At 60.4% G+C, this 22,562-nt stretch carries 22 protein-coding genes; 15 read left to right on the top strand and 7 right to left on the bottom strand.

The window, feature by feature from the left end; all coding sequences use genetic code 11:
* Nucleotides 1–12: 12 nt before the first annotated feature.
* Nucleotides 13–999 (top strand): GlxA family transcriptional regulator, encoded by a 987-nt coding sequence (locus tag ACQY1P_RS04140; RefSeq protein WP_430253045.1) that lies wholly within the window; start codon nt 13–15, stop codon nt 997–999.
* Here ACQY1P_RS04140 and ACQY1P_RS04135 read toward each other — a convergent pair.
* Nucleotides 983–1,141, bottom strand: coding sequence for a YqaE/Pmp3 family membrane protein (locus ACQY1P_RS04135; RefSeq protein ID WP_082471680.1), 159 nt, complete (start codon nt 1,139–1,141; stop codon nt 983–985). The genes ACQY1P_RS04140 and ACQY1P_RS04135 overlap by 17 nt on opposite strands.
* A 105-nt stretch (nt 1,142–1,246) precedes the next feature.
* Nucleotides 1,247–1,747, bottom strand: a complete 501-nt coding sequence (locus ACQY1P_RS04130) for a hypothetical protein (RefSeq protein WP_062454454.1) — start codon at nt 1,745–1,747, stop codon at nt 1,247–1,249.
* A 265-nt stretch (nt 1,748–2,012) separates the two neighbouring features.
* Here ACQY1P_RS04130 and ACQY1P_RS04125 point away from each other — a divergent pair, with 265 nt between their 5' ends.
* The 5 genes from ACQY1P_RS04125 (at nt 2,013) to ACQY1P_RS04105 (ending at nt 6,605) form a co-directional block, all read left to right on the top strand.
* On the top strand, nt 2,013–2,792 hold the full coding sequence (locus ACQY1P_RS04125) for an SDR family oxidoreductase (protein WP_430253043.1): 780 nt from the start codon (nt 2,013–2,015) through the stop codon (nt 2,790–2,792).
* Between the two features lie 67 nt (nt 2,793–2,859).
* Nucleotides 2,860–3,093 (top strand): hypothetical protein, encoded by a 234-nt coding sequence (locus tag ACQY1P_RS04120; RefSeq protein WP_113110177.1) that lies wholly within the window; start codon nt 2,860–2,862, stop codon nt 3,091–3,093.
* Nucleotides 3,094–3,342: 249 nt separating this feature from the next.
* Nucleotides 3,343–3,798, top strand: a complete 456-nt coding sequence (locus ACQY1P_RS04115; protein ID WP_062576743.1) for a MarR family winged helix-turn-helix transcriptional regulator — start codon at nt 3,343–3,345, stop codon at nt 3,796–3,798.
* 184 nt (nt 3,799–3,982) lie between these two features.
* Nucleotides 3,983–5,497: an MFS transporter gene (locus ACQY1P_RS04110; protein ID WP_162237937.1), complete on the top strand. Its 1,515-nt coding sequence runs from the start codon at nt 3,983–3,985 to the stop codon at nt 5,495–5,497.
* A gap of 37 nt (nt 5,498–5,534) precedes the next feature.
* Nucleotides 5,535–6,605, top strand: a complete 1,071-nt coding sequence (locus ACQY1P_RS04105) for an HlyD family secretion protein (RefSeq protein WP_430253041.1) — start codon at nt 5,535–5,537, stop codon at nt 6,603–6,605.
* A gap of 109 nt (nt 6,606–6,714) precedes the next feature.
* Here ACQY1P_RS04105 and ACQY1P_RS04100 read toward each other — a convergent pair whose 3' ends face one another.
* On the bottom strand, nt 6,715–7,797 hold the full coding sequence (locus tag ACQY1P_RS04100) for a glycoside hydrolase family 25 protein (RefSeq protein ID WP_062576737.1): 1,083 nt from the start codon (nt 7,795–7,797) through the stop codon (nt 6,715–6,717).
* A gap of 310 nt (nt 7,798–8,107) precedes the next feature.
* Here ACQY1P_RS04100 and ACQY1P_RS04095 point away from each other — a divergent pair, with 310 nt between their 5' ends.
* Nucleotides 8,108–9,814 (top strand): glycoside hydrolase family 13 protein, encoded by a 1,707-nt coding sequence (locus ACQY1P_RS04095; RefSeq protein WP_430253039.1) that lies wholly within the window; start codon nt 8,108–8,110, stop codon nt 9,812–9,814.
* Between the two features lie 53 nt (nt 9,815–9,867).
* Here ACQY1P_RS04095 and ACQY1P_RS04090 read toward each other — a convergent pair whose 3' ends face one another.
* A complete protein-coding gene (locus ACQY1P_RS04090; RefSeq protein ID WP_430253916.1) occupies nt 9,868–12,093 on the bottom strand; it encodes a heavy metal translocating P-type ATPase in 2,226 nt (741 codons plus the stop codon).
* A 239-nt stretch (nt 12,094–12,332) separates the two neighbouring features.
* Here ACQY1P_RS04090 and ACQY1P_RS04085 point away from each other — a divergent pair, with 239 nt between their 5' ends.
* The 8 genes from ACQY1P_RS04085 (at nt 12,333) to ACQY1P_RS04050 (ending at nt 19,441) form a co-directional block, all read left to right on the top strand.
* Entirely contained in the window at nt 12,333–13,373 is a 1,041-nt protein-coding gene (locus ACQY1P_RS04085) for an ABC transporter substrate-binding protein (protein WP_430253037.1), read from the top strand.
* A gap of 145 nt (nt 13,374–13,518) precedes the next feature.
* Nucleotides 13,519–14,343 (top strand): ABC transporter permease, encoded by an 825-nt coding sequence (locus ACQY1P_RS04080; RefSeq protein WP_430253035.1) that lies wholly within the window; start codon nt 13,519–13,521, stop codon nt 14,341–14,343.
* 4 nt (nt 14,344–14,347) lie between these two features.
* Nucleotides 14,348–15,136 carry an ABC transporter permease gene (locus tag ACQY1P_RS04075; protein WP_430253033.1) on the top strand — a complete coding sequence of 263 codons (789 nt, stop codon included), beginning with the start codon at nt 14,348–14,350 and terminating at the stop codon, nt 15,134–15,136.
* A 16-nt stretch (nt 15,137–15,152) separates the two neighbouring features.
* Nucleotides 15,153–16,211 carry an ABC transporter ATP-binding protein gene (locus ACQY1P_RS04070; protein ID WP_430253031.1) on the top strand — a complete coding sequence of 353 codons (1,059 nt, stop codon included), beginning with the start codon at nt 15,153–15,155 and terminating at the stop codon, nt 16,209–16,211.
* A gap of 121 nt (nt 16,212–16,332) precedes the next feature.
* Nucleotides 16,333–17,274 carry a 2-dehydro-3-deoxygalactonokinase gene (locus ACQY1P_RS04065; protein ID WP_430253029.1) on the top strand — a complete coding sequence of 314 codons (942 nt, stop codon included), beginning with the start codon at nt 16,333–16,335 and terminating at the stop codon, nt 17,272–17,274.
* A gap of 4 nt (nt 17,275–17,278) precedes the next feature.
* A complete protein-coding gene (locus ACQY1P_RS04060; RefSeq protein ID WP_430253027.1) occupies nt 17,279–17,899 on the top strand; it encodes a 2-dehydro-3-deoxy-6-phosphogalactonate aldolase in 621 nt (206 codons plus the stop codon).
* An 80-nt stretch (nt 17,900–17,979) separates the two neighbouring features.
* Entirely contained in the window at nt 17,980–18,237 is a 258-nt protein-coding gene (locus tag ACQY1P_RS04055; protein WP_062576720.1) for a hypothetical protein, read from the top strand.
* 34 nt (nt 18,238–18,271) lie between these two features.
* Complete coding sequence (locus ACQY1P_RS04050; protein WP_113165003.1) at nt 18,272–19,441, top strand: pyridoxal phosphate-dependent aminotransferase; 1,170 nt, start codon at nt 18,272–18,274, stop codon at nt 19,439–19,441.
* 79 nt (nt 19,442–19,520) lie between these two features.
* Here the strand turns inward: ACQY1P_RS04050 and ACQY1P_RS04045 are convergent, their stop codons facing one another.
* The 3 genes from ACQY1P_RS04045 to hutU form a co-directional block, all read right to left on the bottom strand.
* A complete protein-coding gene (locus tag ACQY1P_RS04045) occupies nt 19,521–20,024 on the bottom strand; it encodes an invasion associated locus B family protein (protein ID WP_062576716.1) in 504 nt (167 codons plus the stop codon).
* A 236-nt stretch (nt 20,025–20,260) separates the two neighbouring features.
* Nucleotides 20,261–20,854, bottom strand: a complete 594-nt coding sequence (locus tag ACQY1P_RS04040; protein WP_430253025.1) for a HutD/Ves family protein — start codon at nt 20,852–20,854, stop codon at nt 20,261–20,263.
* Between the two features lie 5 nt (nt 20,855–20,859).
* Complete coding sequence (gene hutU, locus ACQY1P_RS04035) at nt 20,860–22,545, bottom strand: urocanate hydratase (RefSeq protein WP_430253023.1); 1,686 nt, start codon at nt 22,543–22,545, stop codon at nt 20,860–20,862.
* Between the last annotated feature and the right edge of the window lie 17 nt (nt 22,546–22,562).

Raw genomic sequence — 22,562 nt, 5'->3', positions numbered from 1 at the left:
GGATTACGATGAATGACCCAAAAGGGCCCCAGTCAGCACTTCGATATTCTTCTTCTGCCAGAGACCAACCTCATCCTTCTGGCGTCGGTGATCGAACCGTTGCGGGCTGCAAATCGCATTGCCGGGGGCAACCTCTATCGCTGGACACTGCATTCTCCTGATGGAACGCCGGTCGACACGACATGCGGAATACCGATCGCGGTGGCTGGCGCGTTTCGACCGGCAAGGGAAACGGACCCGCTGTTCGTCTTGTCGAGTTATGACTGGAAGAAAAGCGTCACGCACGACCTGAAGGCGCAGCTTGCCCGCACCGCGAGACATCGCAGCCTGATCGCGGGTATTGAGACCGGAACCTTCGTGCTGGCCGAGGCTGGCCTGCTGAACGGGTCGCGTGCAACCATCCACTGGGAGGATCTGGAGGCCTTTTCGCTGGTTTATCCGGAGGTCGAGCTTGTACGAGACCGCTTCGTGATCGACAGCAAGCGCATTACGACAGGCGGACCGGTTCCGACGCTCGACCTGATGCTGGAACTGATCCGCAGGGCCCATGGCCATACGCTGGCGCTCGAAGTGTCCAGGCTGTTTCTCTATGAATACGGTCACCGCTTAGACCGCGAGCATGGTTCAGCCGTCACTTCCGTCAGACAGGGACGCGACGCCAGAGTTCAGGCGGCGGTGCGATTGATGGAGGAGACTGTCGATGCTCCCTTGGTTCTCACCAGGCTCGCAAAGCGCGTCGGTGTAAGCGCCCGGCATCTTCAAGACATGTTTCAGACAACGATAGGTGTGGGACCACACACTCATTATATTGCCCTGCGTCTGAACGCAGCCCGACGAAAGGTCATCGAGACCTCAGCGGCAATCGCCGACATCGCCGCAGAGACAGGTTTTAACTCGGCTTCCGCCCTATCGCGCAGCTACAGAGCGCAGTATCGCGAAAGTCCGAGTGAGACGCGACGGCGCGTCAAGCGCCGCGATCCTGTTATTTCTTCAGGATGACCCACAGCGCGTGCACGATACCCGGAAGAAAGCCGCACAGGGTGAGGAGGATGTTCAGCCAGAAGTGCAGGCCGAGGCCGACCTGGAGGAACACGCCCAGCGGCGGCAGGAGGAAGGCAAAAAGGATGCGGATGATGTCCAAAATTATCTCTCCGAATGATCAATGGCGCAAGACAACGTGCAGTGCAGCGAAAAGTTCATTTACCTGCTCTGCGGTCGAGGTGCGTGGCGAGGCGCTTTCGAGCGCCTACCTGGTTAAATTGATGCTGCTGGTTACGACGGTCTTGCCCGTGCTCGGATCCTTGTCGACCGTCTGCAGACGCAGGCTGCCAGCACCGCGCGATTCGATTGTCATATTGGCAGTCCGATCGCCGTTGATGACACGTGCCCAACGGACGGACAGATTGATCCGGTTGCCGGATTGTCTTCCCGAAAGGGTCGAAGGCTGACCGGAAGGGCCGGTATAGGTGCCGCGGTAGCCATTGCCGCTTTCCTGAAGTGTGGCGGATATTTTGCGCTGGACGACCAGCAGGCCGCGGCAGGTGCCGTCCATCGAAAACGCCGTGCGCCCACCCGACATATCGAATTTGCACGTCACGTTGATCGGCTTTGCGCCGATGCGCGTCACGACGGTGCCGACGCCGGTCCAGCTGCCCTTGAGCGTCGGAAGAAAGGAAGACTCCTGTGCCGATACGGGCAAGCTGAGAAGGCTGGCGATGCAGGCGATGATCGGGCGGCGAAAGCGCATGGGTTGGCTCCATCTGAGATTGCTACCCAACGTCGCAAACGCGTTTGGAGTTCCCCTCCTCCAAAGCAGGATCCGGCGGAGCCTGAACGAGAACTGTGACGGGCTCGAATGCGGGACGCTGCCCTTGATCCTGGAGCCTCTATCAAGAGACGCCGGCGACCGGGGTCTCTCCATGCGGTCACTTTTGACGTCCGGACTGGGAACCACGATTTACGTTTGCCGTTTGCCCTTCGCTGATTTTCGCGTCGCAGCAAGGAATGTGCTCATGGAATTGAAAACGCAGGTCGCCCTGGTCACTGGCGCCGGATCTGGAATTGGCAAGGCGGCAGCGCTCAAGCTAGCCCAATCGGGAGCCAGAATCGGGCTTCTCGGCCATACGCGCAGCGAACTGGAAGAGACGGCTGACGAAATCACGGCCGGAGGCGGCGACGCCCTCGTGCTGGATGCCGACGTTGCGGAGGAAGCCGCAATGAGAGCAGCGGTTGATCATCTGGTCGAAGCCTATGGCCAACTGGACATCGTTGTGATCAACGCCGGTATAAACGGCGTCTGGGCCCCGATCGACGACATGAAGCCGGACGAGTGGGACACCACGATCCGCGTCAACCTGCGCGGCACCTACCTATCCTTTCACGTCACCGTGCCGCATCTCAAGAAACAGGGCGGGTCGGTCGTCGTAATCTCCTCGATCAACGGCAACCGCACGTTCACAACGCCGGGCGCTACCGCCTATTCGGCCACCAAGGCTGCCCAGGTTGCGATGGTGCAGCAACTGGCACTCGAACTTGGCAAGCACAGGATCCGCGTGAATGCGATCTGCCCGGGATCGATCGGGACAAGCATCGACGACAATACAAGCCTTCGCGGCAAGGAGGAAACGGCTGTCCCTGTCGTTTTCCCGGCAGGTGAAATTCCGATCACCGGAGGAAAGGCAGGCGAAAGTGAGGATGTTGCTGACGTCGTGCTGTTTCTCGCGTCCAATCGCTCCCGTCACATCACTGGAACGCCGATCTTCGTCGACGGCGGGCAAAGCCTTCTTCGCTAAGATGTAAAGGCGTGGAACCAGTCGATGACATTCGCGTTACTGTCCGCCATCAAGGAGGGCAGGAAACGTGAAGAATTTTATTATCGCAGCCGCTATTGCTATTACATCGACTGTATCATTTGTACCTTTTGCACAGGCTCAGAGCGTTACGATCGTTACCGACGACCGCCGTGGACCGCCGCCGCCGCGCATGATGCGCGAACGTGACCGTCATCATCAGCGCCGCGGTTGCGTCGTGAAGAAGGTCAAGACGATGCGTCACGGTGCCGTGATCATCAAGGAAACGAAGGTTTGCCGCTAACACCAAGTGCTGGCCGCAGGTTTTCTGCGATACAGCGATAAGTCCTGCCGCGCTTCCCAAGAGCGCGGCATTTTCTATGGAATAGGCACGTCAGTATGGGAGCGGACACTCCGGACCCATGCAGCAGAACGGGGTCCGCAATGCGATAATGGCGTTGCTGAAGCCGGCAGACAGGGCGATCCCGACCTTGAACCGGAATAGTACGCATGCTAACTAATGGTCATCATAAACTTAGCACACTAACCTTTTATGGATCAGGATCTCGCAAGCTCTGATTTTCTGGAATCGCTTACCAAGGTAAGCCGGAAAATCCGCACGGCGTTCAATCAGCAGGTCACCGCCCACGGCCTGACCTATCCGCGCGCCCGTGCGTTGTTTCGGCTGACTAAAAAGCAGAGCATGACACAGACCGAGCTTGCGTTTGAGCTTGAGCTCGAGCAGGCGACACTGGTCCGGCTGCTTGACCGCATGGAACAGAACGGCCTGATCGAGCGCAGGCCCGATCCCGGCGACCGACGCGCGAAACTGATCTCGCTGACGTCCCACGGCAAGGAGCAGGCAGACTTCGTGCGCTCCCTCGCGGACCAGATCCGGAAACAGATTTTTGCAGGCCTCGACCACGACGATATCCGCCGTGCCAACGACCTCCTGGACGCGATCGGCACCAATCTTGCCGATCTGGAGAGCTTCAATGTCATCACGTGACACAAAAGTCGTGAAAGACGACGTCGAAAATTCAGATGCGAGCCCCGATGCGGGGCGATCGGCCGCCTCAGCTGTGCAGGATGCGGCCCCTGCCGTTGCGCCGCCTGTAGCCCCCCCGGCTTTCGTTCCGAAACCGCTTCCAATTGCGCTCCTCTATGCATTCGCGTCAATTGCCGCGGCGGTCATGCAGGGCCTGGGCACAAGTCTGATTTCGGCCAACCTCCAGCAGATTGCTGGCCCGATGGAAGCGACCCAGACCGAAGCGTCCTGGCTGGTGGCCGCCTATCTGTTTCCCAACGCCAGCCTTGGTCTGTTCCTGTTCAAGGTCCGCACGCAATACGGTATCCGCAACTTCTGCGAAATCGCCATTATCCCTTACGTGATCATCAGCCTGGCACATCTGTGGGTGAACGATCTCAGCGTTGCCATTGCCCTCCGGTTTTTTGCGGGAGCCGCGGCCGCGCCTGTCTCCTCCATTGCAATTCTCTACATGCTGGAGATCTTTCCGCCGGAGAAGAAGCTGAATATCGGTATCTGTCTGGCGCTGATCGGTCTGCTTCTGGCAACGCCGATTGCCGGTCTCGTGTCGCCATCGCTGCTCGACGAGCGCGACCTTCAGGGCCTCTACCTTCTGGAACTGGGCCTCGCACTGATCGTGTTCGGCCTTGTGTTCCTGCTGCCACTCACCTCGCCTCCAAGAGCCAAGGTGATCGCGCCGCTCGACTTTGTCAGTTATGCGCTTCTGGCCACCAGCATGGGATGCCTTGCCGTCGTCTTCACCATGGGCCGCCTGTATTGGTGGTTGGAAGCGGACTGGCTCGGCTGGCTGCTTGTCGTCGCGATCGTCACCGGCGTTCTGATGACGATCATCGAACTCAACCGCAAGACAAACCTCATCGACGTGCGCTGGATCACCTCGCGCGAGATCATCCATTTTGCAGGCGTTCTCCTGGTCTTCCGCATGCTTTTGACCGAGCAATCCACAGGCGCGATCAACTTCTTCAAACAGCTCGGGCTGTTCAACGAACAGATGGCTGGGCTCTACTGGGCGATCCTGATTGCCAGCGTGATTTCAGGCCTCGTCTGCGCGCTTGTGATGAAGCCCGGCCGGGAAGGCTTCATCCACCTCGTCGCGTTGATCCTGATTGCGGCGGGATGCTACATGGACAGCCAATCCACAGTCCTGACCCGTCCCGAACAGATGTATGTCAGCCAGGCCATGATCGCATTCGGAAGCGGTCTGTTTCTACCGCCGGCCATGGCGGTGGGTTTTGCCGCCGCGCTGAAGAAGGGCCTGACCTACGTCATCAGCTTTATCGCCGTCTTCCTGTTTACCCAGAAGGTCGGCGCGTTCCTCGGCAGCGGCTTGTTCGGCACCTTTGTCACCTGGCGCGAGCAATATCACTCGTCGATCCTGACATCCCGCCTGCTGCCGACCGATCCGATGGTGACGGCGAGAATCCAGCAGTATGTCGGCGCCTACGCGCGGTCGACATCCGATCTGACCCAGCGCACGATCCAGGGCACCACGACCTTCGCCAAGGCCGTTCAGCAACAAGCCTATGTGCTCGCCTATAACGACGCCTTCTACGTGACTTTCCTGATCGCAATCGGCGCGATCGTGATGCTTGTATGCCATCTCGCGTGGACCCACCGCGATCGGCTCATACCGCATGCGTCTGCCTCCACGCAGGCCTGACCGTCAATTCGATACACTTTAGAAAAAGAACAGAGCTATGAACGCTGCCTTCAGATCCATTTCCACATACGTCGCGCTGATCGTCGGGATCGTCGGCGTGTTTATCGTGCTTTACGCCTGGAACCTGCCCCCCTTCCACGGCACGGTCGAGACCACGAACGATGCCTATGTCCGCGGACAGGTGACGTTGCTCAGTCCGCAACTGGCGGGAGTCATCGTCGACGTGCCGGTGCAGGACTACCAGAAGGTCAAGAAGGGCGATCTGATCGTCAAGATCGATGACCGCATCTATGCCCAGAAGCTCGAACAGGCAGAGGCGCAGCTCGCCACCGCTGAAGCGTCGCTCGACAATTCCGAGCAAAGCCGCAAATCGGCGGAGGCCAATATCGTCTCGGCAAAGGCCGGCATCGAAAGTGCGCAGGCAGCACTGAACGCGGCCAAGCTGGCCTATGAGCGCACCGAGACTTTGCTCAAAAACAACGTCACCACCCAAAGCGAGTCGGAGAAGAACCGCGCCGCCTATGACCAGGCGCAGGCGAGCCTCCACCAGGCACAGGCGACCGAACTGGTGACTGAACAGGACCTCAACACGATCGTCGTCAGTCGTCGTTCGCTGGAAGCGAGCGTCGGAAGCGCCAAGGCCGCGGTCGAACTCACGCGGATCGACCTGCAAAACACCAGGATCATCGCACCGCAGGACGGAACCCTTGGAGAGGTGACCGGCCGCATCGGTCAATATGTTTCCGTTGGCACACAGGTCGCTTCGCTCGTGCCCAATCACGTCTGGGTGGTCGCAAACTTCAAGGAAACCCAGCTGGAGAACATGACCGTCGGCCAGCGCGTGACATTCACGGTCGATGCTCTGGGTCATCAGGCGTTCACGGGAACGATCGAGCGTTTCGCCCCAGCGACAGGCTCGGAATTCTCCGTGATCAAATCCGACAACGCGACCGGCAACTTCACCAAGGTCGCTCAGCGTATTCCGGTGCGCATTGCCATCGATACCGAACAGCCCCTGACGGACCGTCTTGTGCCCGGCATGTCCGTCGTGGCCAAGATCGATATCGCTCAGGAGAGTGCAGCAGCTGCAGAAGTAGAGACGCGCTAAGCCGAAGTGGCGATGGTGTCAGCGGAACCTGCATATCCCGGATAGCAAAACGCCCCGCATCAGACGCTGACGCGCGGCGCTCGCCGATTATCGTCTGAAGTCGATCCCGTCAGTTGCGGGCGACCCAGTCATGCCAATCGCCCTCGCCGCCGCGAAAGACGTTGAGATCGATCTTACCCTCGACGCCCTGCGAGAGGCCGGATCCGGAATACTGCCAGAACACCCATCTGCGATCGGGATAGACCACCGACGGATGCTGAGCGACCGCGCGCAGCCAGAATGGGTAGTTAAGGAACTCGCCGCGCAGGTTGTCCTTGTAGAAATCCGGCGCCGTGTAGATCACCGGCCGCTTGCCGTAATGACGCTCCAGCATGTCCATGAAGACCTGCATCTTTTCGAGCACCTTGGCGCGCGATAGACGCATTTTGCAGCTCGACTCGCCGTTATATTCGACGTCGATCACAGGCGGCAGCGCGTCGGGATCTTTCGGAACATTGCGGATGAACCATTCGGCCTGGTCGCTCGCAACGCGGCACCAGTAGAAGAAGTGGTAGGCGCCACGCTTGACGCCGGCCTCCTTGGCCTTGCGCCAGTTGGTCTTGAACATCGGATCCAGATGATCGCCGCCGTCGGTCGCCTTGATATAGGCAAAGTTGGCGCCCTGCGTCCGCAGCTTTGCCCAATCGATATCGCCCTGCCAGCGAGAAACGTCGACGCCGTGAACGGACATCTTTCGTGGCGAGACCTTGCCGAAATTGATCGGTTTGGCATCGCGGAAGCTGTGGCTGTAGATCCGCGAGCGGCCACCCGGCGAAACCCCGAGGCCTGGCCTCATGTCGGGCAGGGAAACCGGAGTGAGCGCCGAGACGGGCCGCTGAGCCGGCATCGGCATGCCGACGGTCGTGACCATCGGATTGCCTGGCGCTTCGACCGAAGGACCCGGCGCGATGTTGCGGAACGCCGGCGACTGCGGCACAGGCCCGCCCCAGGCCAATGGCTTTTGCGGTGGCGACGGAATTCCGGCCGTCGTCCCGACGTCGACGGCGGGAACCAGCGGAGCCGTTCTTGCAGCCAGACGCGACGTCTTTGCAGACCCGGATGAAGCGGGCACAGCGGATTCCAGATCGCTGCTGGAGGTACATCCAGTCGCAGCGAGGGCCAGAACGAGCAGTGATACAGCCGTAAGACGCATAAGGAACCCGTACTCGATACAAAACGGAATCCGTGCAGCAGACGATCAGCGCCGCACGTTTACTAACGGGACCTTACCGGGAAATACTGAATGCAATCTTTACGGAGGTGCTCCAAGCCCTGCAGGATGACGTCTAGAGAGGCGAAATCGATAACACTTCAGTCACGAGGGCGTCAGGTGAGCGCAATGAGCCCGCGAGGGGCGCCACGCGATCGGCCAGGCAGTCTTGATCTAATCCGGGAGACGCTCGTTTGGAACTCTCCATGCGGCGTTGGCGTTCGGTTGTCGAATATATCTCAAGGAGACATGGATGGACCAGTTACGGGATCAGCTCGAGGATCAGCTGGCAGCACTTGTCCAGGAAGCGGCGCCACCCCTCGAACGGCAGTGGTGGCATAGCTCGACCGTCTACCAGATCTATCCGCGCAGCTTCTGCGATCTGAACGGTGACGGCATCGGCGATATTCCGGGCATTATCTCGAAACTGGATTATATCGCGTCTCTCGGCATCGACGTCATATGGCTCTCCCCGATCTTCAAATCGCCGATGGATGACAACGGTTACGACATCTCGGACTATCGCGATATCGCGCCCGAATTTGGAACGCTTGCCGATTTCGATCTGCTGGTTGCCGAGGCTCGGCGCCGGGGCATCGGCATCTTGCTCGATCTGGTTGTCAATCACACGTCCGACGAACACCCGTGGTTTCAGAACTCACGAGCCTCTCTCGACAATCCGTTTCGTGACTTCTACGTCTGGCGCAAGCCGGGTCCTGACGGCGGACCGCCCAACGATCTCCAGTCGACATTCGGCGGCCCCGCCTGGACGCTCGACGAGACGACCGGCGAATACTACCTGCATCTCTTCTCGCGCCGCCAGCCCGATCTGAACTGGGAAAACCCAAGGGTTCGCGCTGAGGTTCATGACATGATGAACTGGTGGCTGGAACGCGGTATTTCCGGTTTCCGGATGGATGTCATCGATTATATCGGCAAACAGGTGGACCAGGGCGTGGTGACCGACGGTCCACACCTGCACGAGTATCTGCAGGAGATGAACCGCGCGACCTTCGGCGGCCGCAACGTCCTGACCGTCGGCGAGGCGTGGAGTGCCACGCCTGCATCGGCACTTCTCTATTCCGGTCGCGAGCGGCAGGAACTCTCGATGGTGTTCCAGTTCGAACACGTGACCCGCCAATGGGATGAAACCTACGGCAAATGGCAGCCGAAAACCTTCGACCTCGTCGAACTAAAGTCGGTGCTGAGCAAATGGCAGAACGCGCTGGCCGACGATGGCTGGAATTCCCTGTTCTGGGGCAATCATGACCTGCCGCGTGCCGTTTCGAAATATGGTGACGCTACAGGCTATCCCGTCGAATCCGCTAAGATGCTGGCGACGGTCCTGCATCTGCTGAAAGGCACGCCGTTCATCTATCAAGGCGAGGAAATCGGCATGACCAACATGCCGTTTAGCGCGATCGAGCAGTACCGTGATATCGAGACGCTCAACATGTATCAGCTGCATGTGGATGCCGGCCGTTCGCCTGAGGATTTCATCATGGGCGCCAACGCGAACGGCCGCGACAACGCCCGCACGCCGATGCAGTGGAACAGCGCAGCTTATGGCGGTTTTTCCACCGTAGAACCCTGGATCGGCGTCAATCCGAACTATGCGTCGATCAATGCAGATGTGGCGATGAGCGACGAGCGCTCCGTCTGGAACCACTACCGCCAGTTGATTGCCCTACGGAAATCCCATCCGGTCATCGTCTACGGCAAATACCAGTCGTGGCTCGACGACAATGCCGACGTCTTTGTTTACACCCGCAAACTGGACAGGGACCTACTGGTCGTTATCGGCAGTTTTTCAGCACGCGAGGTCAGTCTGGATCTGCCGGAAGAGCTGCAAATCTCCGGCAGCTGTCTCATCTCCAACTACCAGCCGATCGAAGCGCTGGGTGAGACGGTCGTTCTGAAGCCGTATGAAGCCTTCGCCATCCTGCACCGGATGCCATGACGAAAAGTCTTCGATCTTAGAGAGCCCTGCGCCCGGAAGCGCAGGCTTCTTTTCTATCTCCGCAACAGTCTGAGCGCATTGATCGTCACGAGCACGGTTGCGCCGGTGTCGGCGAGGATCGCGGGCCAGAGCCCGGTTATGCCGATCACCGTCGTGACCAGAAAGACGGCCTTCAGCCCGAGCGCGATGGTGATGTTCTGGTGGATGTTGCGCATCGTCTTCTTCGACAGGGCAATCATTGCTGCGATATCTGCCACCCGGCCATGCAGCACAGCGGCATCGGCGGTTTCGAGCGCAACATCCGTGCCGCCGCCCATGGCGATGCCGACATCCGCCGCAGCCAGCGCCGGCGCGTCGTTGATCCCGTCCCCGACTTTGCCGACGACGAAACCGTCACGCTTCAGTTCGCCAACGATCCGGCTCTTGTCTTCCGGCAGCAGGTCGGCGCGAACCTCGATCCCGAGCTCCTGTCCGATTGCACTTGCCGTGCGCGCATTGTCGCCGGTCAGCATGACTGTTTTTACGCCCGCTTCGGTCAGAGCCAGAAGCCCAGCCTTGGCATCAGCCCGCGGCTCGTCGCGCATGGCGATCGCACCAGCGAGCACACTGCCGACGATGAGCACGGAAACCGTTTTGCCCTCGTCATTGAGCGCTGCGATGCGGCGGCTGTGCGCCATCGACATCGACACCCGCTCGGCGGCAGCCTTGGGAGAGCCGAAGAATACGTCCTGTCCCTCGACCTCTGCAGTCAAACCTTTTCCGCCGAGCGCCTTGCCATCGCTCGACTGCGGAATGACCACTTCGTCTTCTTCAGCTTTCGCGAGGATGGCCTTTGCAAGTGGATGGCTGGAGCCGATTTCCAGCGCGGCCGCAATCCGCAGCACCGCATCGGCACTGTGGCCGAACGCAATGACATCGGTGACCTGCGGCCGTCCCTCGGTCAGCGTGCCGGTCTTGTCGAGGGCGACGGCGGTGAGCTTTCCGAGTGTCTCCAGCACGGCACCGCCCTTGATCAGGAGGCCACGGCGGGCACCGGATGAAAGCGACGCAGCGATCGCCGCAGGCGTCGAGATGACAAGTGCGCAGGGGCAACCGATCAGCAGAATGGCAAGCCCTTTGTAGATCCACTCGTTCCAGTTACCACCGGCAATGAGCGGCGGCAGGATGGCGACCAGAGCGGCAACCGCAACGACGCCGGGCGTATAGTACCGCGAAAAGCGGTCGATGAAGCGTTCGGTCGGCGCCTTCTTTTCCTGCGCCTCCTCAACGAGGCGAACGACGCGGGCAATCGTGTTGTCTTGCGCAGCGGCGGTGACACGCACCCGAAGCGCGCCATCGGTGTTGATGGTGCCGGCAAACACGACATCGTCGACGCCCTTGGCAACCGGCGTGCTTTCGCCCGTCACGGGCGCCTGATCGACCGCGCTCTGGCCCGACATGATGACGCCATCGGCGGATATCCGGTCGCCGGGCCTGACCAGGATGATCGAACCGATGGCAAGGCTTTCGGCCGGCACGGTTCGCGTCTGGCCGCCCTCCTCCAGGAGCGCTTCCTTCGGGACCAGAGCGGAGAGGCTTCTGATGCTGTCGCGTGCCTTTCCGGCCGCAACGCCTTCCAGCAATTCACCGACGAGAAACAGGAAGACGACCGCCGCTGCTTCCTCCGATGCATCGATCACAACGGCGCCGACAGCTGCGATCGTCATCAGCATTTCGATCGAGAACGGCGTGCCGGCGAGCGCTGCCATGATCGCGCGCCGCGCGATCGGCACGAGACCGATCAGCATCGCGGCTGTGAAAATATAGGTCTCGTAAGCGGGAAACAGGTGGCCGAGCCCATAGGCAACTGCAAATGCCAGGCCTGCCATAATGGTCAGTCGACCCTTGGCAGATTTCCACCATGGGCCCTCCATCGGACCGTGGTCATGGCCGTGCAGGCCCTCAGTGGCGGCTGTCTCCCGCTTATGATGGGAATGATCGTGCTTGCTTCCATCATCTTGAGCATGAGGGTCGGCGTGATCCGCAACGGGGATGACCAGCTCGTCCAAGCGGTTTCGCTGCGAAAGCTGTCTCAGCGGATAACCGAGACCGGAAACACGCTTTTCGACGGCGCTAAGATCGACGCTGTCATTGTGGCTGACCGTCATCGTGCCCGCGGCAACCGATACCGAAACATCCTCGACGCCGGGCATGCGGCGGACAGCCGTGTCGATCTTGGTGGCGCAGCTGGCGCAGTCCATACCGCCGACCTTGTATCGCGCCTGATTTCCTGCCGTCATCATCGTATTCCCTGCCGTTCGTCTCAGATCGTCTCTCTTGTCTACAACCTCTAGCCACTAGAGCTGCAAGAGTGAAAACGCCCACAGTTGCGTTCTTATTGCAGTGCATATCCCCACTCATATTGCGCATGCACAATTATTGAGCTTGCGGGGAAAGCGATGAAAAAATACTGTCGTTCTACGCTCGGCATTGTCCGAGCAGCCAATTCAACACCGATTGTTCGACAAAGGATCACCTCATGAAGGCTCATCGCCTCACCAAGTTTGCAGCGCTTGCAATTCTTGCCACGTTTTCCGGCGTCGCCTCGGCCAGTGCCCAGACGAAGACCTTCACCATTTCCTGGTGGGGCTATAACGGCGACAAGATGAAAGCCAACATCATCGAGCCGTTCAAGAAGATCTGCGGCTGCGACATGGTGTTTGAAACCGGCAACAATGCCGACCGCTTGAACAAGCTGAAGCTGCGCGACGGCAAGGGCGTGGACGTGATCTACCTCTCGGACAGCTTCTCCCAGCTCGGCGTCGCACAGGGCCTGTTTCAGGAAGTCGACGCATCCAAGATCCCGAACCTTTCGGAAATCTACGAACTCGGCCGCAACCCGCAGGGCAAGTATGGTCCGGCCTACACGATCGGCCGCGTCGGTCTCGTCTATGACAGCGCCAAGGTGGATCCGGCGATTACATCCTGGGCCGATCTGTGGCGCGCCGACATGAAGAGCTCGGTCTCGCTGCCGGGCATTACCACCACGGCCGGCCCAATGGTCGTGTTGCAGGCCGGCAAGCATGCGGGCGTCGATGCCTATGAGGATTCCGAAAAGGCCTTCGAGGCGATCAGCGAGTTGAAGCCCAATGTAGTGAAGAACTACAATACGGGTTCCGAACTGGTGAACCTGATCTCGACCGGCGAGGTGCGCGTGGCCCTGGCGCAGGATTTCACACTTGCTTCGATGCAGGCCGCCGTCAAGACCATGACCTGGGCGACGCTCAAGGAAGGCGATATCGCCACGCTGAACATGGTCAATATTCCGAAGGGCTCCGAGAACGTCGAGCTGGCGCACCAGTTCATCAACTTCGTTCTGTCCAAAGAAGTCCAGCAGAAGGAAGCGGAACAGGGCGTCGATGCGCCGATCAACAGCAAGGTCGAGCTTTCGCCGGAACAGGCCAAGATGTGGACCTATGGCGCTGACCAGGTCTCAAAGCTCGGCCGCATCGATTACGCCAAGCTGAACGACGCCAAGACCGACTGGATCGACCAGTGGAACGAGGTTTTCGGCCAGTAATCCCACTCGCAGATGACGAGCCCTCTCCTCGATCCAAGGAGACGGCTTTGCCTGATCCGGGCAGGGAGTGCGGAGCACATCCGCTCTTCAAGACAGCCGCGGCCTGACGGCGGTGGCGGCAGCCAGGGACTTTGAAAGACTACACATGAAGCGTTTTGCCAAATGGGGGCTGACGATGCCGGCGACGATTGCTGTCGTCGTCGCTCTCGTTATTCCGGTTCTCTTGACCATCGCCACCACGTTCGGTGAGCCGAAAGGCGCCTTTTCGACCTACACCGCCTTCTTCAACAGCGGCTTCCGCACCAATATCCTCTACCGTACGCTGCGTATCGCCCTCATCACCACCGCGATCTCGCTGGTCATCGGCTTTCTGACGGCTTACGTGATCGCCCGGATGCCGGGGCGGCTTAAGTCGATCGCGATCATCGCTGCGGTCTTCCCGCTTCTGACCGGCGTCGTGGTTCGCTCATTTGCCTGGCTGATCATCCTTGGCAAGAACGGAATCGTCAACGACACGCTGCTTTCGCTCGGCATCATCTCCGAGCCCTTGTCCATGCTCTACACCGAGGGATCGGTGATTGTTGCCATGGTCTATCTGTTCGTCCCACTGATGATCCTCACCCTGACCGGTGTGCTTGAGGGCATTCCGCGCGAAGTCGTCGAAGCCTCAACCTCCCTGGGTGCCACGCCGATTGCCACATTCTTCCAGGTCATCCTGCCGCTTGCGGTGCCTGGCCTCATCGTCGGCGCTGTCCTCGTCTTTACCGGCAGCTTTACCTCCTACGCAACGCCGCAACTGCTGGGCGGCGAGCAGATGATGATGATGGGAACGCTGCTCTACCAGCGCGCCATGGTCACCTTCGACTGGGTGGGCGCCTCCACCATCGCAGCGATCATGGTGGTCATCACCATCGCCGTCGTGACAATCATGAGCCGCATGGCGCGGCGCCTCAACCCGATGGCGGTATGACACGATGACCACACGCATCCATCCCGTTCTCGGCGCCTTCGCCGCCCTCGTCTTCCTTTTCCTGCTCGCGCCACTCGTCATCATCGTCGGCGCCTCGCTTTCCGACACATCCTACCTGACGTTTCCGCCGCAGGGCCTGACGCTGCGGTGGTTTGCCAATATCTTCGAGATCTCCGCCTTCCGGAACACGGCGATCACCAGCTTCCAGGTGGCAATCCTCGGAACGTCCCTGTCGCTTCTGATGGGCATTCCCGCAGCCTACGCGCTGAACCGATACCGGGTCGAACTGCCGAAATGGCTTTCCACCCTGTTCGTCCTGCCGATCCTGGTCCCGGAAATCGTGTTCGGCTTTTCGCTTCTAAAATCGATCACCATCGGCGCTGGCCTGCCGGTCTATCCGAGCCTCATTTTCGGTCATGCGCTTCTGGTTCTGCCCTATTCCGTGCGCGTCGTCGGTGCGAGCCTTGCCGCCTTCGACTTCTCCGTGGAGGAAGCGGCAATCAGCCTTGGTTGCCCGCCGCTCAAGACCTTCCTGACGGTGGTGCTGCCGAACATTCGCGCCGGCGTCATTGCCGCCTTCATCCTCGCGTTCATCACCTCGATCAACGACGTGTCCATCTCGGTGTTTCTGACCGGTCCCGGCATTTCCACGCTGCCGATCCAGATTCTCGCCCATATGGAGCAGTTCTTCGACCCCACCATCGCCTCCGTCTCCGTGCTTTTGATGCTGGTGACGGTTGGCGTGATGGCCATCGTCGAAGCCACGCTCGGCCTCACCTTCCTGACCAAGTAAGACGAGTAGAACCCTTTTGACCGTATCGCTCACCATCGAAAACCTTTCCGCCCATTACGGATCGACACAAGTGCTTAAGGACCTGTCGATCTCGGTCGCGGCCGGCGAACTCGTCTCGCTGCTCGGCTCATCCGGCTGCGGCAAGACGACGACGCTGCGGATCGTCGCAGGCTTTCTGGAGCCGACCAGCGGCCGCGTGCGGCTTGGAGATCGCGATCTCACCACGCTTCCGGCACATGCCCGCGATATCGGGCTTGTGTTCCAGAACTACGCGCTCTTTCCTCACCTGACCGTGATGGAAAACGTCGCCTTCGGTCTGAAGCAGCGCGGCATTGCCAAACCCGATCGGGCCAAGCGCGCAGGAAGCATGCTCGACCGCGTCGGCCTTTCGCACCTGGCCGACCGGCTGCCGTCGGCACTGTCAGGCGGCCAGAAGCAACGCGTGGCACTGGCCCGTGCGCTCGTCATCGAACCACCGCTCCTGATGTTCGATGAGCCGCTTTCGAACCTCGATGCCAAGTTGCGCGTGGACATGCGCGTCGAAATCCGCCAGTTGCAGAAGGCGAACGGTACGACATCGCTTTATGTCACCCACGATCAGGAAGAAGCCTTCTCGATCTCCGACCGCGTGGCGATCATGAATGCAGGCCGCATCATGCAGCTCGACACGCCCGAAGTCCTCTACCGCAAACCGGCCAACGCCTTCGTCGCCAGTTTTGTGGGCTTCGAGAACCTCATTCCGATGAAGGTGGTCTCCCGCGACGGCGCAACCGTCACAGCCGAGGCTGCCGGCGGCGCGAAACTGTCGTTCTCGCAGGATGTCTTCGGTGCGATCAAGGACGATTTCGTTCTGGCCACCCGCGCCGACGGCCTTGTCGCCCGGCGGTCCGGCGAAGGCATCCCTGCGACCCTTGGCACCCGCACCTATCTCGGCCGAGCCTACCAATACAAGTGTGTGACCGTTGCCGGCGAGATCACGGCGAATGGAGCACTGTCCGAACCATACGACCCTGGCACGAGCGCTGTTCTGGTGCCTGTACCGGAACAGTGCTGCATCCTCGATCCCGAAGCCTGAGCCTCGATTTACAAACCTCAAGCCCCTCCTCAAAAGTATGACTTTTCGCGGCACTTGCTCTCGACAAGGCAGCCCTGCCCGCGCTATCGAAGGCCAAAATGTTCGGGGAGGAAACCGAGAGATGCCAGAGCCTAAGTCGATCATTCTAGATTGGGGCACGAGTTCGCTTCGCGCCGCGCTCGTATCTGAAACGGGCGAAACGCTCGATACCCGGGATACGACAAGCGGCGGCATCCAGTTCGTCAAGGATGGAGCCTTCGAGGCCGCCCTGATGGAAACGGTCGGGGCATGGTTCGACGCGCACGGCGCAATCCCAGTCCTCGCGAGCGGCATGATCACCAGCCGCAATGGCTGGATCGAGGTGCCCTACGTCGACGCGCCCGCGGGTCTTGCGGAACTGGCAGCCGGCACGCGGCAGATCACGCTTGCCAACGGCGCCATCGTCACCTTCCTGCCCGGCATGCGCGATCCCGCGGCACAGCCGTTTCCGGACGTGATGCGCGGCGAGGAAACGCAGATCGTCGGCTTCGGGCTGGACAAGAACCGGACCCTGGTTCTGCCGGGCACCCACAGCAAATGGGCGCGGGTCGAGAACGGCCGCATCGCCGGTTTCCAGACCTATGCGACGGGTGAAATCTTCGCATTGCTGACCAAGCATTCCTTCATCGCCAAGGCATCGGAGCCGGCACCCGGCTCCGAGCCGCGCTGGGAGGCATTTGACCGGGGTGCCGGGTTTGCCGCAAGCGACGCGCGTGCCGCCGACGCATTCCTGTCTGCCGTCTTCAGCGCCCGCACGGGCGTGCTTGCCGGCGTTCTGGCGCCTGAAGATATCGGCGATTACGTTTCCGGTCTTGTCATCGGTTCGGAGTTCCGTCAGGCCCGCGCGGCAGGCTGGCTGAAACCCGGTGAAGCCATCGGCATTGTCGGCAACAACGTGCTGAACAGCCGTTACAGCCGCGTCGCGCCGCTGTTTGATCTCGAAATAGAGCCGGGCCCGACAGACGCCGCCAAGCGCGGCGTCCAGTTGATCGCCGGACAATTGCAACTGACGAATGAAGGATAGTTCGATGACGTTCCAAGACGCGCTGCAAGCCTGCAATCTGGTTGCCATTCTGCGCGGTATCACGCCTGACGAGGCCGAGCCGATTGGCGAGGCGCTGATCGAAGCCGGCTGGCGCATCATCGAAGTCCCGCTCAATTCGCCGGAGCCGCTGAAGAGCATCGAGAAACTGCAGAAGCGGTTCGGTGACAGGGCGCTGATCGGTGCGGGAACGGTGCTGACGACCGCTCAGGTCGCAGACGTTGCCTCGACGGGTGCAACTGTCATCATCTCGCCGAACGCGAACCTCTCGGTCATCGAAGCGAGCGTTTCGCGCGGCATGATCAGCCTGCCGGGCGTCGCAACGCCGTCCGAAGCCTTTGCGGCGATCGGCGCCGGTGCGACCGGCATCAAGGCCTTTCCGGCGGAGGCGATCCCGCCCATGGTCATCAAGGCCTGGCGGGCGGTTCTGCCCAAGGATATGCCGGTTCTGGCCGTTGGCGGGATTACGCCTGACAACATGAAATCCTTTATCGACGCCGGCACGAACGGCTTCGGCATCGGCGGATCGCTTTACAAGCCGGGTGACGATGTTGCGTCGGTGGCGGCCAAGGCCGAGCTATTTATCGAGGCGATGCGCCGCAGCTGATACCGAATCAACGCCATGCGCCAATCCGCGCATGGCCTTTTTCGACCAATCGGCGTAAAGCAGCGGTTCTTGAATCAGCAATGCACCGCATCCTTATGAAAATCCTTCCTGAAGAGCAGTTTTCCGAAGACGAACCGCAGTTCGAGGATGACATGGGCGAAGACGAACTTGTCCAATCTGCGTATTTCCTGATCGAGGCGCTGACCTTCGCCCCGGTGGCGAAACCGGGCACGCCCGAAGAGCCGTCGAAACCATCGCCAAATCAACGCTTTCGGACCGAAGGTTCCGTGTCCGATGCGGCCTGCAACCGGTTGACCGTACGTCGGAACTTGGCCTAGGCATAGTTCCCCGCCATACTCAGCCGAGGTTCGCATGACGATCATCCGACCCGACATCAGCGCCCGCGCTGCGGCCGCTCCGCGTAGCGGTATTGGCGAAATCGTCACCTATGCACGCGGTCGTGACAACCTCATGCCGCTGTGGATCGGCGAAGGCGACCTTGCGACGCCCGACTTCATCACCCGGGCTGCCAGCGACGCGCTTCTCGCAGGCGAGACATTCTATACCTGGACGCAAGGGATCCCGGAGCTTCGCCAGGCAATCCTGCGCTACTACCAGCGCCACTACACGGCCGATCTCTCAGTCGACAACATCTATGTCACCGGATCGGGCATGCAGTCGATCGTGCTGGCGATCCAGACGGTCGCATCGGCCGGCGACGAAGTGATCTATTTGTCACCGGCTTGGCCGAACGCTGCCCATGCCGCGAGTGTTTCCGAAGCAAAGGCCGTACCTGTCGTCCTCGATTTCATCGATGGCAGGTGGGTGCTCGATGCGGGCCGACTGGAAGCTGCGATCACGCCGAAAACCCGGGCGCTGTTCATTAATACCCCATCCAACCCGACGGGCTGGACGGCAACGAAGGATGATCTCGAGGCGATTCTCGGCCTTGCGCGCCGCCATGGTCTCTGGATCATCGCCGACGAAATCTACGGGCTCTACTATTTCGAAGGCACGCGGGCACCATCGTTCATGGATGTCATGGACGCGGAAGACCGCATCATCTTTGCCAATTCCTTCTCGAAGAACTGGTGCATGACCGGCTGGCGTATCGGCTGGGTGGTGGCGCCGGCGGAGATCGGCCAGACGCTCACCAATCTCATACAGTATTCCACGTCAGGCGTTGCGCAATTCATGCAGAAGGGCGCGATTGCGGCACTCGACCTTGGCGACGAGTTCATTCGCTCCAATGTCGAGCGTGCCCGAACCTCGCGCGACATTCTGTGTGACGCGCTGGTCGCCACCAACCGTGTCGAAACGCGAAAGCCCGAAGGCGCGCTCTACGCGTTCCTGAAGATCGACGGCGTAACAGACAGCCGCGCCGAAGCCTTCAGGATTGTCGATGAAACCGGCGTCGGCATGGCGCCGGGCACCGCATTCGGCCCCGGCGGCGCCCCCTTTATGAGAGCATGCTTTCTGCGCGACCCGAAGCAGATCGAAGACGCGGCCGAGCGGCTCTTCGCCTATATCCGCCGACGTTGACCGGACGAGCTTGTCAAGATCGGCGATGGGCGAATGCCGGTTTCGAACTCCACCCATCAGAGATCTTAAGAGATCGACGTCAGTTGCACTGACCGGCCTGGTTGAGGGCTGCGGTCACGCCGCTGAGCGAGAACGTATAGGATGTGCGGGTGCCTCTCCCCGAGACCGCCTGAAGGGTCATATTGCTTCCCGTACGCATGGCGTCAATCATCGCGGAATCATTGCTTTCCTGCTGCGTCCAGCCGGAGTTGCCCCGCGGCGTCATGGCAAAGGATTTGCCATCGATCGTGACCGTTATCTGTGAGCTGTTTTGAAGATCATATCCCATGATTGCCTGCGGATAATATCCGCTGCCCGAAGGCTTGGGCGCCACGAGGAAGAAGTTATCGCCGTGGTTGACGCTTGCGGGCGTCGCCTGTTTCGGAATGGTCAGGACGTAGCAGCTTTTCGAAGCTCCCGCCTGATAGGAATAGACGTTCCAGTCGCCGAACTGCCTCAGCATCGTCGGGCTCGGCTGGGCAAATGCCGGCAGGGCAATCACGGCTGCAAAGAGAGGCGCAAGGGCGAAAGGTTTGAAGGACATCTCGTCTCCTGTTGGGAATGGCAAGGGAAATACGGGTACGAATGCATCCGTAAGTGATCCCATAGGGGGAGGAGGCGGTTACCGGAAAGTTAAAACTTTCACCTTCTGCGCCGTCGCCTCCGCCAAACCCGGTCTGGAACCGGTCAGATGTGATCAACCGAAAGAGACGAAATATCGCGTTTCCGGTTCTTTAGCGCGATCGCTGCGGCCAGCCTCACGGCATCTTCACAAATGCGTCAAACCTGTAACGAAACCGAGGCTTTTTGCCGTGAGGCGATGCGGACAAGAAAAGTCCGGCTTGATGGCGCCCGACTAAGTTCGATCTCCGAATCGCCCGGATGCAGCAGGATCGCATCATAGGCGGCAAGCAATGTGCCGTCTTTCAGCACCAAATCCGACGTCGGCAGAACCAGGGTCACGTCCGAACCGTTCGACGTAATGACGCGTTCACTGGCGGGGAGCATCGTCACGCCGTGAATAAACTTTCCGCGCCGGGTCATGACATTGAGATCGGTGATCGGGCCAGAGAGTAGCCTTGCGCTGGTCACTGCATCGGCCGGAAACGCGTGGGGCGGCGTGTCGGGGCGCAGGACACGATCGGGCTCGCCCTCGACCGAAAGCTCGATCCCGTCGCCCGTCAAAACGCTGAGGGTCCGGTCTATGTCCGCGAACACAGAGAACGGGCCGTCCTCGGCCACCGTCGCCATGCTGATACGCCAGTCGAAATCATCGACCGACGCAGCCTCGGGAAAGACGGCGATCTCCACCGTCTCGCCCTTACCGTTCTTCCAGGGCATCCGCTTATGGTCCGGTGCACGCAGGATGCGCATGCACATCAGTTCCCGAGGATGCCAGGCAGCCGAAGACCCTTGTCTTCGGCGCAGTCGATCGCGATCTCGTATCCCGCATCGGCGTGGCGCATGACGCCGGTCGCAGGGTCGTTCCACAGGACACGTTCGATCCGCCGGGCTGCATCATCCGTTCCGTCGGCGCAGATGACCATGCCGGAATGCTGCGAATATCCCATGCCGACGCCGCCGCCATGATGCAGCGACACCCAGGTGGCACCCGATGCGGTGTTGAGAAGCGCGTTGAGGAGCGGCCAGTCGGACACGGCGTCCGAGCCATCCTTCATCGCTTCCGTCTCGCGGTTCGGCGAGGCGACGGAACCGCTGTCGAGATGGTCGCGGCCGATGACAACAGGCGCGGACAGTTCGCCGCTCCTCACCATCTCGTTGAAGGCGAGACCGAGCTTGTGGCGATCCCCCAGACCCACCCAGCAGATCCGCGCCGGAAGTCCCTGGAAGGCGATGCGTTCTCGCGCCATGTCCAGCCAGTTGTGCAGGTGGGTGTTGTCGGGCAGCAGTTCCTTCACCTTCGCATCGGTCTTGTAGATGTCCTCAGGATCGCCTGACAGGGCCGCCCAGCGGAACGGGCCGATGCCGCGGCAAAACAGCGGACGGATATAGGCCGGGACGAAACCCGGAAAGGCGAAGGCGTTTTCCAGGCCTTCGTCCTTGGCGACCTGGCGGATGTTATTGCCATAGTCGAGCGTCGGCACGCCGGCATCCCAGAACGCAACCATGGCTTCCACATGTGCCTTCATCGATGCGCGGGCCGCCACCTCCACGGACTTGGGATCGCTTTCGCGCTTCGCTTTGGCTTCCTCAACCGTCCAGCCGATCGGCAGGTAGCCGTTGCGCGGGTCATGGGCGGAGGTCTGATCGGTGACGATATCCGGACGCGCGCCGCCAGCTTTCATGCGGGCGACCAGTTCGGGGAAGATTTCGGCGGCATTGCCGAGGAGGCCCACCGATTTCGCTTCGCCCGCCTTGGTCCACTGGTCGATCAGCGCCAGTGCTTCATCCAGCGTCTTCGCCTTGGCATCGACATAGCGGGTGCGCAGACGGAAATCGATGCGGGTCTCGTCGCATTCGACCGCAAGGCAACAGGCGCCTGCCATGACGGCTGCGAGCGGCTGTGCACCGCCCATGCCGCCGAGGCCACCAGTCAGGATCCACTTGCCTTTGAGGCTGCCGTCGTAATGCTGGCGGCCCGCTTCCACGAAGGTCTCGTAGGTGCCCTGAACGATGCCCTGCGTGCCGATATAGATCCACGATCCGGCGGTCATCTGGCCGTACATGGCCAGACCCTTCTTATCCAGTTCGTTGAAGTGATCCCAGGTTGCCCAATGCGGCACGAGGTTCGAGTTGGCGATCAGCACGCGGGGCGCATCCTTGTGGGTGCGGAACACGCCGACCGGCTTGCCGGACTGCACGAGAAGCGTCTCTTCCTCCGTCAGCGTCTTCAAGGTCGCGACGATCTTGTCGAAGTCGTCCCAGGTGCGGGCGGCCCGGCCAATGCCGCCATAGACGACGAGTTCGTGCGGGTTTTCCGCCACATCGGGATCAAGGTTGTTCATCAGCATCCGAAGCGGCGCTTCGGTCATCCAGCTCTTGGCATTGAGCTCATTGCCTCTGGGCGAGCGGACATCGCGGATGTTATGGCGTGGATTGGTCATGACGTAGCTCCCCAATT

It is taken from the genome of Neorhizobium sp. DAR64872/K0K18, assembly GCF_050500175.1.
GTDB classification, from domain to species: Bacteria; Pseudomonadota; Alphaproteobacteria; order Rhizobiales; family Rhizobiaceae; genus Neorhizobium; species Neorhizobium soli.
Note: the sequence above shows the minus strand (reverse complement) of the source record. Positions and strands in the feature narration are given on the sequence as shown.